The sequence below is a fragment of the Methylobacterium sp. B4 genome, from assembly GCF_003201865.1.
In the GTDB taxonomy this organism is placed as follows: Bacteria; Pseudomonadota; Alphaproteobacteria; order Rhizobiales; family Beijerinckiaceae; genus Methylobacterium.
On sequence record NZ_QJJJ01000001.1, the window covers coordinates 223,137 to 235,143 of the forward strand.

At 71.5% G+C, this 12,007-nt stretch carries 11 protein-coding genes; 6 read left to right on the forward strand and 5 right to left on the reverse strand.

Features of this window, described 5'->3' with window-relative positions; translation table 11 throughout:
- Window positions 1-3 precede the first annotated feature (3 nt).
- The 3 genes from tgt to queA are packed head-to-tail and all read right to left on the reverse strand — an operon-like array spanning window position 4 to window position 3,064.
- Window positions 4-1,143 carry a tRNA guanosine(34) transglycosylase Tgt gene (gene tgt / locus BY998_RS01085; protein ID WP_110349765.1) on the reverse strand — a complete coding sequence of 380 codons (1,140 nt, stop codon included), beginning with the start codon at window positions 1,141-1,143 and terminating at the stop codon, window positions 4-6.
- A complete protein-coding gene (locus tag BY998_RS01090) occupies window positions 1,140-1,979 on the reverse strand; it encodes an aminoglycoside adenylyltransferase domain-containing protein (protein WP_110349766.1) in 840 nt (279 codons plus the stop codon). Before BY998_RS01090 ends, tgt begins: the two co-directional genes overlap by 4 nt.
- Window positions 1,976-3,064, reverse strand: coding sequence for a tRNA preQ1(34) S-adenosylmethionine ribosyltransferase-isomerase QueA (gene queA, locus BY998_RS01095; RefSeq protein WP_110349767.1), 1,089 nt, complete (start codon window positions 3,062-3,064; stop codon window positions 1,976-1,978). The genes BY998_RS01090 and queA overlap by 4 nt, the downstream gene beginning before the upstream one ends.
- Window positions 3,065-3,223: 159 nt before the next feature.
- On the opposite strand from queA, the gene BY998_RS01100 reads away from it, so the two are divergent.
- The 6 genes from BY998_RS01100 to BY998_RS01125 all read left to right on the forward strand — a co-directional run bounded on the left by BY998_RS01100 (window position 3,224) and on the right by BY998_RS01125 (window position 8,520).
- On the forward strand, window positions 3,224-3,472 hold the full coding sequence (locus tag BY998_RS01100) for a hypothetical protein (protein ID WP_110349768.1): 249 nt from the start codon (window positions 3,224-3,226) through the stop codon (window positions 3,470-3,472).
- A gap of 49 nt (window positions 3,473-3,521) precedes the next feature.
- Complete coding sequence (locus BY998_RS01105; RefSeq protein WP_245421465.1) at window positions 3,522-3,809, forward strand: hypothetical protein; 288 nt, start codon at window positions 3,522-3,524, stop codon at window positions 3,807-3,809.
- Window positions 3,810-3,881: 72 nt separating this feature from the next.
- Window positions 3,882-4,769 (forward strand): cation diffusion facilitator family transporter, encoded by an 888-nt coding sequence (locus BY998_RS01110; protein WP_110349770.1) that lies wholly within the window; start codon window positions 3,882-3,884, stop codon window positions 4,767-4,769.
- A 133-nt stretch (window positions 4,770-4,902) separates the two neighbouring features.
- On the forward strand, window positions 4,903-5,685 hold the full coding sequence (locus tag BY998_RS01115; protein WP_110349771.1) for a class I SAM-dependent methyltransferase: 783 nt from the start codon (window positions 4,903-4,905) through the stop codon (window positions 5,683-5,685).
- 73 nt (window positions 5,686-5,758) lie between these two features.
- Window positions 5,759-7,231 (forward strand): Asp-tRNA(Asn)/Glu-tRNA(Gln) amidotransferase subunit GatB, encoded by a 1,473-nt coding sequence (gatB, locus tag BY998_RS01120; protein ID WP_110349772.1) that lies wholly within the window; start codon window positions 5,759-5,761, stop codon window positions 7,229-7,231.
- Window positions 7,232-7,458: 227 nt separating this feature from the next.
- A complete protein-coding gene (locus BY998_RS01125; protein ID WP_110349773.1) occupies window positions 7,459-8,520 on the forward strand; it encodes a GGDEF domain-containing protein in 1,062 nt (353 codons plus the stop codon).
- Window positions 8,521-8,530: 10 nt separating this feature from the next.
- On the opposite strand, the gene BY998_RS01130 is transcribed toward BY998_RS01125, so the two are convergent.
- Window positions 8,531-9,892 (reverse strand): sigma-54 dependent transcriptional regulator, encoded by a 1,362-nt coding sequence (locus BY998_RS01130; RefSeq protein WP_110349774.1) that lies wholly within the window; start codon window positions 9,890-9,892, stop codon window positions 8,531-8,533.
- Window positions 9,889-11,754 (reverse strand): ATP-binding protein, encoded by a 1,866-nt coding sequence (locus tag BY998_RS01135; RefSeq protein WP_110349775.1) that lies wholly within the window; start codon window positions 11,752-11,754, stop codon window positions 9,889-9,891. Before BY998_RS01135 ends, BY998_RS01130 begins: the two co-directional genes overlap by 4 nt.
- Window positions 11,755-12,007: the final 253 nt, after the last annotated feature.

Here is a 12,007-nt window from a genome sequence, read left to right on the forward strand (position 1 = left end):
GCGTCAGCCCTTCGCGGCGGCCTCGGCCCGCGCCCAGCCTTCCTTGGTCTCGCCCACGAAGTCGGCGAGCCGCCCGGCACCGATCGCCGCGCGCATGCCGGCCATCAGGGACTGGTAATAGGCGAGGTTGTTCCAGGTCAGCAGCATCATCCCCAGGATCTCGTCCGAGCGGACGAGGTGGTGGAGATAGGCGCGCGAATAGTCCCGCGCCGCCGGGCAGTCCGAGGCCTCGTCGAGGGGCCGCGTGTCCTCGGCGTGGCGGGCGTTGCGCAGGTTGATCCGGCCGTGGCGGGTATAGGCCAGCCCGTGGCGCCCGGCGCGGGTCGGCATCACGCAATCGAACATGTCGATGCCGCGCATCACCGACTGCATCAGGTCGTCGGGCGTGCCCACGCCCATGAGGTAGCGCGGCTTGGTGGACGGCAGGTGCGGCTCCACCGTCTCGATCATCGCGAGCATCACCGCCTGCGGCTCGCCGACGGCCAGCCCGCCGATGGCGTAGCCCTTGAGGTCGAGGCCGGTCAGCGCCCGCGCGCTCTCGATGCGCAGGTCCGGCAGGTCGCCGCCCTGAACGATGCCGAACATCGCCTTGCCCGGCTGCTCGCCGAAGGCGACGCGGCAGCGCTCGGCCCAGCGCAGCGACAGGTGCATCGCCTTCTCGATCTCCGAGCGCTCGGCCGGCAGGCGCACGCACTCGTCGAGCTGCATCTGGATGTCGGAGCCGAGCAGCCCCTGAATCTCGATGGAGCGCTCCGGGCTCATGCGGTGGGCGGTGCCGTCGATGTGGGAGCGGAAGGTCACGCCCTCCTCGTCGATCTTCCGCAGGGCGGAGAGCGACATGACTTGGAAGCCGCCGGAATCGGTAAGGATCGGCCCCTCCCAGCGCATGAAGCGGTGGAGGCCGCCGAGGCGCGCCATGCGCTCGGCGCCGGGGCGCAGCATCAGGTGGTAGGTGTTGCCGAGCACCACGTCGGCGCCGAGATCGCGCACCTGTTCCGGGTACATCGCCTTGACGGTCGCCGCGGTCCCCACCGGCATGAAGGCCGGCGTGCGGATCGTTCCGCGCGGCATCGCGATGTGGCCGGTGCGGGCCTGTCCGTCGGTGGCGGAGACCGTGAAGGAGAAGTCGAGGGGATCTGTCATCGGTCCGGGGATGTGGGAGCCTGCGCGCCGGGGGCGGAGCCGTGCGCGGTGTCGATCAGGAAACGCATGGTGTCGAGGCCGGCGCGGATCGTGGCCTGCGGGACGCGCTCCGTCTCGCCGCGATGGGCCGCGAGCGCCTCTCGCACCACCGGGTGCCGCGCCTCCGGCAACAGGTCCAGGGCGAAGCGCCCGCCCCCGCTCTTCGAGACGATTTGTCCCGTGGCGAGGGTGCAGGCTACGCGGGCGACCCCGAGCACGCCCCAGGCGAGGGCGTCGGCGGCGCAGGCCTCGCCCTCGGTCTTGCGCGCCAGCGCCGCCTCGCATTCCGCGATCCAGCGCCGCCAGTATCCGTCGAGATTGGCGAGGCCGTCGGCACGCAGGGCCTCGTCGTCGTCCGCGATGCCGAGCGCCGCGGGTGCCGGCCCGAGGATCGGGCGGCCCGAGCGGGCGAGACAGCGCCAGACCACCGGCGAGACCTCGCGGCAGATCTCGCCGCTGCGGAAACGGCCCTCGACGCTGAACGGCACCGCCGCCCCTCGTTCGGGCGGGCGCCGCAGGGCCTCGGCCCGGATGTAGAAGCCGTCGAAGGCGGGGGCGCCGTGCGAGGCGAGCGCGGCATGGACCCGCGCCAGCGCATCCGTTTCCTCCGGCATCGGCGGCGCGTCGAGCAGGGCGACGAAGTCGATGTCGCTCGCGCCCGGCCGGTAATCGCCGAGCGCCACCGAGCCCACGAGGTAGAGCCCGCGCAGACGCGGGGCGCCCTCGCGCGCCATGAGGCCGAGATAGCGGTCGATCACCCGGGCGACATCGATCCGCAGCGGCGCGCGGCGGCTCATTCGGCGGCCTCCGGGAAGAGCAGGCTGGCGTCGCCGTAGGAGTAGAATCGGTAGCCCGCGGCGATGGCGTGGGCGTAGGCCGCGCGCATGGTCTCGAGGCCGGAGAAGGCCGAGACCAGCATGAACAGGGTCGAGCGCGGCAGGTGGAAGTTCGTGACCAGGGCGTCGACCGCGCGAAAGCGGTAGCCCGGCGTGATGAAGATGTCGGTCGGCCCGGAGAAGGGGCGGATCGTGCCCTCGGGCGAGGCCGCGCTCTCCAGGAGCCGAAGGGCCGTGGTGCCGACCGCCACGATCTTCCCGCCCCGCGCCCGCACGGCGTTGAGCCGTTCGGCGGTTGGAGCGTCGAGCAGGCCGATCTCTGCGTGCATGCGATGAGCCTGGGTGTCCTCCGCCTTCACCGGCAGGAAGGTGCCCGCCCCGACATGCAGGGTGAGGTGGACCCGCTCGATCCCCGCCGCATCGATCTGCCGAAGCAGGTCGTCGGAGAAATGCAGGCCGGCGGTGGGGGCGGCCACCGCCCCGGGCTCGCGGGCGTAGACGGTCTGGTAGTCGGTCGTGTCCTGCGCGTCGGTGGCGCGCTTGCCGGCGATGTAGGGGGGCAGCGGCAGGGCGCCGAGGCCGGCGATGGCCTCGTCGAGAGCCGGCCCAGCGAGATCGAAGCGCAGCAGGATCTCGCCGCCCTCCCCCTTCTCCTCCACGGCGGCGTCGAGCCCGGCGAGAGCGCAGACCTCGCTCGCTCCCTCGCCGCCGAAGCGGATGCGGTCTCCCGCCGCGAGGCGCTTGGCCGGCCGGGCGAAGGCGCGCCAGCGATCGGGCGCCTCGCGCAGATGCAGCATCGCCTCGCAGCGCAGGCCCGTGCCGCCGGGCCGGTGGCGGATGCCGGACAAGCGTGCCGGAATCACGCGGGTGTCGTTGAAGACGAGGGCATCGCCGGGGCCGAGGATTCCGGGCAGATCGCGCACGGCGCTGTCCGCCAGCGGCGCGCCGGGCCGCACCACGAGCAGGCGGCTCGCGTCGCGGGGGCTGGCCGGACGCAGGGCGATCGCCTCCTCCGGCAAATCGAAATCGAACAGGTCCACGCGCATGCCGCGCCATCAGCACGGATGGGCGCGCGACGCAAATGGCGGGTCGATCCCGAGCGCGGAGTTCGCGCACCCTCACCCCTCGCGCCGGGGCCGAAGGCGTGCAGCCGAGGCGGCCTCTCGCGCGTTGTGTTCCCGATACGAAGGAGACACCCGCCCCCGATGAAATGGTACGCCCTGCGCCCCCGCGATCCCGCCGATCCGCGCTGGCCCCTGACCGGAACGCCTCAGCTCACCCTCAAGGCGGAGGATGCGGACGACGCCCGCCGCCGCTTCGAGGAGGCCTATCCGAGCCAGCCCTTCGGCACGCCGGGCCATCCGACCGGCGATGTCGGCCCCGGCAGCTTCCGCGGCGACGCGACCGCGCTGGTGGTCGAGGAGACCGACGCCCCGCCCGCACCCGAGGCGTGAGTCGCGGCCCTGCCCCGAGGATCTTGCCGCCATGACAGACCCCGCCACGATAGACCCCGCGACGACCGGCACCGGGAAGCGCGCGCCGCACGAGACCCTCGACGCGCAACTCATCCGCTACTGGGAGCGTGAGGCCGCCCGCTTCGAGGCTCTGGCCCAGCGGGCGCGCTTCGGCTGGCTCGGCCGCGGCTATGCCCGCCGGGCGCAGCGCGCCCGCGACATGGCCGAGCGCGCCCGCGCGAAGGAGGTCGCCCGCGGGCGCCTTCCGGCCACCGGGCCGGCGGCGGCAAGGGCGACGGCGAGTGCGGCGGCAAGGGAGGGCGATAGCCCGGGCTAAAACCTTTGCCGTGGCCTTCCGGGGGCGCGGATCGTATGGCCGGGTCATCCCCTCCCCGCCCCCAGAAGTCGCATGACCGGTACCGAGAAGGCCGCCCTCGCGAGCGCCGCCGTGGGCGCGCTCGTCATGGGGCTCAAGTTCACTGCCTACTGGCTCACCGGCAGCCTCGCGCTCTATTCGGACGCGCTGGAGAGCATCATCAACGTGGTGGCCGCGGCCTGCGCCTTCCTGGCGGTGCGGGTCGCCGCGCAGCCGGCCGACGAGGACCACCCCTACGGCCACCACAAGGCCGAGTATTTCTCCGCGGTGATCGAGGGGGCGCTCGTCATCGTGGCGGCCCTGCTGATCCTGCGCGAGGCCTATTTCGGGATCATCGCGCCGCAGCCGCTCGACGCACCCGCACTGGGTCTGGCCGTCAACGGGGTCGCCACGGTGATCAACGCCGCCTGGGCGCTGGTGCTGTTCCGCCGCGGGCGGCGCCTGCGCTCGCCCGCCCTGATGGCGGATGCCCGCCACATCCTCGCCGACGTGGTGACCTCCTGCGGCGTCCTCGTCGGCGTCGGGCTCGTCCTGGTGACGGGCACGCTTGTGCTCGACCCCATCGTGGCGGGCCTGGTCGCCCTCAACATCTTGTGGTCCGGCTGGACGATGGTGCGCGATTCCATCAGCGGGCTCATGGATCAGGCGGCCTCGCCCGAGATGATCGCCCGCATCCGGGCGCTGATCTCGACCCATGGCGAGGGCGCCCTGGAGGCCCACGACGTGCGCACGCGACATGCCGGCAGCGCCACCTTCATCGACTTCCACCTCGTCGTGCCCGGCGAGATGACGGTCTCGGAATCCCACGCGATCTGCGACCGGCTGGAAGAGGTGATCGAGGCGCAGGTCGAGGGCGCCGTGGTGGTGATCCATGTCGAGCCGGCGGAACAGGCCAAGGGGCGCGGCGTGCCGGTGGTGTGAGCGCGCTCGGCCGCGAGCGGGCTTCGGTTTTGCCGCGCAACGGCGCCGCGGAGGGCCTCGGTCGGCAGGATCCTGTCGCAATCCTCATCGCACGCGCCATGACGCTGACCCGCGAGGCAGCTATAGGGGCGGCATGAAGCGGGTCTTCCTCACCACCACGCCGAGCCACCGCAACGCCTACGACCTGTTCGAGGGGCGCTGGGCGAGCGATCTCAGCGAACTCGTTGCCGACCTGCCGGTCGGCGGCGGCCTGCCGGGCTTTCGCGCCGACCCGCGCCCGCGGCAGGCGGCGGAGATCCTCGGGAGCGACGGGCGCTTCGAGGGCTACGACATCCTCGAACTCGGGCCGCTGGAAGGCGCCCATACCTGCCAGCTCGAGGCGCTCGGCGCAAAGAGCGTGACGGCGGTCGAGTCGAACTCGGAGGCCTTCCTCAAGTCGCTCGTCGTCAAGAACATCGCCGGGCTTGCCCGCTCGACCTTCCTGCTCGGCGACGTGAGCCGGCACCTCGCGGAGCCGGGGCCGCGCTACGACCTGATCTTCGCCTGCGGCATCCTCTACCACATGCTCGATCCGTTGGAGCTGCTCCGGCTCGCCGCTGCCCGCTCCGACCGGCTCTTCCTCTGGACGCATTACTACGCCGCCCAACCCCGCCTGAACCGGCACGTGCCCCGCCCGGTCGAGCATGCGGGGATGCGCCTGAACCTGCATGAACTGGTCTACCGGGATCGCGGGCTGGCAACCTTCTGGGGCGGCAACCAGAGCAAGACCCGCTGGATGGAACTGCCGGACATCATCCGCGTGCTCGCCCATCACGGGCTGACGGAGACCCGGATCATCGCCGACGACCCGGACTTCGTGAACGGGCCCGCCGTGACGCTGGCGGCCTGGCGGCCGGGCAGCCCCGCTCCCGCTTGACCCGTCCCGCACCGGCTCCCTACACACCCTGAAAGGCGCCGATCCGGCGGCGCCGCCGGTATCCGAGACGAACATGACCGAGCGCGTCGATCCGAAGAAGCTCATCAAGGGCGGCCTGCACGACTGGGAGGTCGTGATCGGCATGGAGATCCACGCCCAGGTCACGAGCCGCTCCAAGCTGTTCTCCGGCGCCTCGACCGAGTTCGGCGGCGAGCCCAACGACCACGTCTCGCTGGTGGACGCGGCGATGCCCGGCATGCTGCCCGTCATCAACGAGGAATGCGTGGCCCAGGCCGTGCGGACCGGCCTCGGCCTCAAGGCGAAGATCAACCTGCGCTCGGTGTTCGACCGCAAGAATTACTTCTACCCGGACCTGCCGCAGGGCTACCAGATCTCGCAGTACAAGGACCCGATCGTCGGCGAGGGCGAGGTGCTGGTCGATCTGCCCGATGGCGGCGCGATCACGGTCGGCATCGAGCGGCTGCACCTGGAGCAGGATGCCGGCAAGTCCCTGCACGATCAGGATCCGACCAAGAGCTTCGTCGATCTCAACCGCTCGGGCGTCGCCCTGATGGAGATCGTCTCGCGGCCCGACCTGCGCTCGTCGGACGAGGCCAAGGCCTACGTGACGAAGCTGCGCACGATCCTGCGCTACCTCGGCACCTGCGACGGCGACATGGAGAAGGGCAGCCTTCGCGCCGACGTGAACGTCTCCGTGCGCCGCCCCGGCGAGCCGCTCGGCACGCGCTGCGAGATCAAGAACGTCAACTCGATCCGCTTCATCGGCCAAGCCATCGAGACCGAGGCGCGACGCCAGATCGCGATCCTGGAGGATGGCGGCAAGATCGATCAGGAGACCCGCCTGTTCGACCCGGGCAAGGGCGAGACCCGCTCGATGCGGTCGAAGGAAGAGGCGCACGATTACCGCTACTTCCCCGATCCGGACCTGCTGCCGCTCGAATTCGACCAGGCCTATGTCGATCGCCTCGCCTCCGGCCTGCCGGAGCTGCCCGACGCCAAGAAGGCCCGCTTCATCAAGGATTACGGGCTGAGCGCCTACGATGCCGGCGTGCTCGTGGCCGAGCGGGCGTCCGCCGATTACTTCGAGGCGGTGGCGCGGGGCCGCGACGGCAAGGCCGCGGCGAACTGGGTCATCAACGAGCTGTTCGGGCGCCTCAACAAGGAGGGGCGCTCCATCGAGGACACGCCTGTCACCGCCGAGCAGCTGGGCACCATCGTCGATCTCATCGGCGAGGGCGTGATCTCAGGCAAGATCGCCAAGGACCTGTTCGAGATCGTCTGGTCCGAGGGCGGCGAGCCGCGCGCGATCGTCGAGACCCGCGGAATGAAGCAGGTCACCGATACCGGCGCCATCGAGGCGGCCATCGACGAGATCATCGCCAAGAACCCGGACAAGGTGGAGCAGGCCAAGGCCAAGCCCACGCTGCTGGGCTGGTTCGTCGGCCAGACCATGAAGGCGACCGGCGGCAAGGCCAACCCGGCTGCCGTGAACGCGCTGCTGAAGGACAAGCTCGGCATCGAGTGAGCGCAAGCCGTTCGATGAGGAAAACCGCGCGGGGCCGGCTCCCGACAGCCGTCACCCGGCCCCGCGGGCGGTTCTATTGGTCTTTCGTCCAGGCGCGATGATGAGCGCAGGTCCTGGCACAGTCGCCGCGGGCTGACATCTGACCCGGGCAGCGGAAAAGACCGAAATTTAAGGATCGCCGCCTAGGGTGCCGGACAGAACGGTGACGGGCGGGGGCTTGGACGGTGATGCAAGGGGATGCGCGGCAGCAGGCCCTCTCGAGCGCCGAGCGCGTCCGGCTGTCGGCCCAGCTCGCCTGGGAGGCGATGGAACGGATCGACCTCCCCCTCTCGCCCCGAAACTACGAACTGCTCCACGCCTTCTTCAGCGACGGCAGCCCGCAGCTCACCGAGATCCTCGGCCCCTGCCTCGCGCCCGACGGAGCGCTCACCGACGAGCGGGCCGGCGAGATCTACGAGGCGCTCTTCGCCCACGGAAGCCTCGACGATCGGGTGCTCGACGGGGCGGGCCGGCTCGCGGAGGCGGCGGGCGGGATCGTCGATCGGATCTCCGGCAACCGCAGTGCCCTGGCCGGCTACGGCAGCGTGCTGGCCCACTGGGCGGGCCGCCTGCAGACCCGCGCCACCGTCGACGACCTGATGAAAGCCATCGTCGCCCTGCTCTCCGAGACCGAGCAGGCGGAGGCGCGCAACCGCGTGCTGGAGGAGCAGCTCTCGGCGGCCGCAGCGGATATCACGCGGCTGCGCGGGGATCTCATCGAGATGCAGCACGCCGCCGCCACCGACGGGCTCACGGGTCTGGCCAACCGCAAGACCTTCGACGGCCATCTGCGGCAGGCGATCGCGCAGGTCCAGGCTGATGCCGGCAGCACCTTCTCCCTGCTCATCCTCGACATCGACCACTTCAAGGGCCTGAACGACCAGCACGGCCACCGCTTCGGCGATCAGGTGCTGCGCCTCGTCGGCCGGCTGCTCAAGGAGAAGGTGACCGACCGCGATCTCGCCGCCCGCTACGGCGGCGAGGAATTCGTGATCGTGCTGGGTCAGGCCGGCATCGCCGCCGGCGTCGATCTCGCCCTCGAGATCTGCCACCGGCTGCGCAGCCAGCGGCTGGTCAAGCGCGGCAGCGGCGAGGTGGTCGGACAGGTGACGATCTCGGTCGGCGTCGCGCAGTATCGGCCGGGCGAATCCGCCCACGATCTCGTCGAGCGGGCGGACCGAGCGCTCTACGAGGCCAAGCGAACCGGCCGCGACCGCGTCTGCCCGACCCGTCAGGCCGCCGCGGCCTGAGTGTGCCCCCTCAGCGGAAGTCCGTCGGCGTCAGCCCGTAGCGGGCGATCTTGTCGTAGAGGGTCTTGCGCGGCACGCCGAGGGATTCCGACGCCAGCCGCACGTCGCCCCCGCTCATGATCAGTTCCTCGCGGATCAGGCCGCGCTCGAAGCGCTCGACCTGCTCCGACAGGGTGAGCGGCGCCGCGGTCGGCGCCTCATGTGTCGCCTGGCCCGCGAGACCGAGGGCGCAGCGCTCCGCGAAATGATCGAGTTCGCGCACGTTGCCGGGCCAGGAATGGCGCAGGAGATGGTCGCGCATCGCTCCCGTGAGCGCAGGCGCCTCGCGCCCGAACCGGGTCGCGGCGCGGGTCAGGAAGTGCTGGAACAGCAGCAGGATGTCCTCCCGCCGCTCGCGCAGGGGCGGGATGGCGACGGTGACGACGTTGAGCCGGTGATAGAGGTCGTCGCGGAAGCTGCCGGCGGCGGCCTCCTGGCCGAGATCGACCTTGGTGGCCGAGACCACGCGCATGTCCACGGGCCGTCGCTCGTTGGTACCCAGCGGCTCGACCACCCGCTCCTGAAGGACGCGCAGCAGCTTCACCTGAAGCGCCAGCGGCATGCTCTCGATCTCGTCGAGGAACAGCGTGCCGCCCTGCGCGTGCTCGATGCGCCCGACCCGGCGCTTCAGGGCTCCGGTGAAGGCGCCGGCCTCGTGGCCGAACAGCTCGCTCTCCACCACGCTGTCGGGCAGCGCCCCGCAATTCATGGCCACGAAGTTCTTCGACGCGCGCCGGCTCCAGCGGTGGAGGGCGCTGGCCACCACCTCCTTGCCCGATCCGGTCTCGCCAAGCACCAGCACGTCGACATCGGCCGAGGCCACGTCGCGCACGAGGCGGCGCAGGCGCACGATCTCCGGCGAGATGCCGAGGAAGGCGGGATCCTCCTCGATCGCCGCGTCGAGCCGCGCATGGAGGCGGCGATTTTCGAGAACGAGGCGGCGGCGGTCGAGGGCCCGGCGCACGGAGCCCATCAGCGCCTCGGCCGGATAGGGCTTGGCGAGGAAGTCGTAGGCGCCCTCCCGCATCGCGGCGACCGCCATGGAGATGTCTCCGTGCCCGGTGATCAGGATCACCGGCAGGTCCGGATCGGTCGCCCGGATGCGCTCGAACAGGGCGCGGCCGTCGATCCCCGGCAGGCGCACGTCGGTCACGACCACCCCCGGCGGCTCCGCCCGGATCGCCGCGAGCGCGGGTTCTGCCGCCTCGAAGGCCTCGACGTGGAAGCCGTCGAGTTCCAGGCTCTGGCGGTTGGCGCGGCGCACGTCCTCCTCGTCGTCGATGAAGACGACCCGCTCGGACGGATCGAAGGCCGGATCGGCGTCGCTGCTCATGTGGCCTCCAGGCTCCCCTCCGGCACGCCGCTCCGCGTATGTTCCGGCAGGGCCGCGGCCCGCGCCAGCTCCATCCGGAAGGTCGTGCCCTCCGGCCCCGAGCGCAGGCTCAAGGCTCCGCCGCATTCCTCGACGATGCCGCGGGAGATGGCCAGACCGAGGCCGAGGCCTTCCGACTTGGTGGTGAAGAACGGGTCGAACACCTGGGCCTGCACCGTCTCCGGAATTCCGGGGCCGTTGTCGCTGACTTCGAGGGCGACCCGCTCGCCCTCCGCCTCGACCCGCAGGGCGACGGACGGCTCCGGCCGGCCCGACACCGCGTCGAGGGCGTTTTGGAGCAGGTTGACGACGACCTGCTCCAGCCGCGCGCTGTCGCCGAGCACCGCGAGGTTGGACGGCAGGGCCGGCAGGGCGAGCGGGATGCCGGCCTGCGCCGCCCGGACGCCGACGACCTCCAGGCTTCCGCGGACGATGTCGGCGAGGCGCACGGGCTCGCGCCGCCCCGAGGCACGCCGGGCGAAGCCCTTGAGCTGGCGCGTCAGGGTGCCGATCCGCTCGGTGAGCCGGCCGATGGCCGAGACGTTCTCCGCCGCGTCCTCGACCCGCCCCCGGCGCACGAGGATCGCGGTGTTGTCGGCATAGGAGCGGATCGCGGCCAGCGGCTGGTTGATCTCGTGGGCCATGCTGGCGGCGAATTGCCCGAGCGCGGCCAGCCGTCCGGCCTGGGCGAGTTCGCGGCCCAGCCGCTCGCGCTCGGCCTCGGCCCGGCGCCGCTCCTCCATCTCGGCCAGCAGCTGCCGGTTGGCCTCGCTGAGCGCCCTCGTGCGCTCGGCCACCCGCGCCTCCAGCTCCTCGCGCCGCGCCGCCGCCTCCGCGAGGCGGGTGGCGATCCGGCGGCGGCGGCCGATCAGGGCCGCGAGCGTGCCGAGGACCAAGCCCATCGCAAGGAGGGCGACGACGCGGCCCAGCGCCCGCTCGCGCTCTACGGGGGCGGCGATCGGCGTCAGGGTGTGCAGCCGCCACTCCGTGCCGGGGATCGGCGCGTCGAGCATCAGCGCCGGCCAGGCTGGGGTCGGCCCGCCGCCGACCCGCACGAGGCTGTCCGGCCCCTCCGTCGGGAAGACCGGCAGGGGGCCGAGCGGCGCCTCGCCGAACTCGAGCGCCTCGCGGATGCGCCACCGTTCCGCCGCGTCGATGCTGCGCAGGGCCGTGAAGCGCCAGCCGGGCTCGCTCGCCACCAGCACGATCCCGCGCGGATCGGTCACGAACACGGTCTCGCGGCCGGCGCGCCAGGCCGACTCGATCCCGTCGAACTCGATCTTGACGACGACGATGCCGGACGAGCGGGGCAGCCGGCGGGAGAGGTAGAAGCCGGCCCGGCCGCTCACCGTGCCGAGGGCGAATTGCGAGCCGGACCCGGTCGCCATGGCCTGCTGGAAATAGGGCCTGAAGGCGTAGTCCCGGCCGAGGAAGCTGCGCTCGCTGCCCGCATTGCTGGCCGCGACCGTCATGCCCTCCGCGTCGATGACGTAGATCACGGCTGCCCCCGTGGCCCCGGCGATCTGGGCGAGCCGTCCGTTCACTCCCTCGACGAGGCCGGGCTCGGGTGCGGGCTGCACCACCTTCGCGATCTCGGGATCGGCGGCCAGCGCCAGGGGCAGCGAACTCTGGGTCTGCATCTCCGCGCGCAGGGCCGCGATCTGAAGGCCGAGCGCGGAGCCCGCCGTGCGCCGCAGGTCGGCCAGCGCCCAGCGCTCCGCGATCCGGCCGCCGAGCCAGCCGGCCAGCATCAGGGCCGCGAGACCAGCAGCGACGATGAGGGCCCGCCGATAATCCTGCGCGGAGGCCGGGGTCACGATCATGGCCTAGGGGCCGGTGCGAATTCTCGGAACGCTTCGGCGCCCCGCGTGCGGATCACCGCACGGGCGTCCTGACGCCGATCGGGAGCGAGAGGAGAAATATCATTCATTACAGGGCATTAGCAAAATTTTACAGGTTTTGATCGGTTGGCACGCAGGTTGCCATTCTCATTTCGAAACGCAGCCATGAGCGAACCGCAGAGCTGTGTGCCGCGAGGCCAAAAGCAAGAGCGGCAGGCGCCGGACCCCTCCGAAC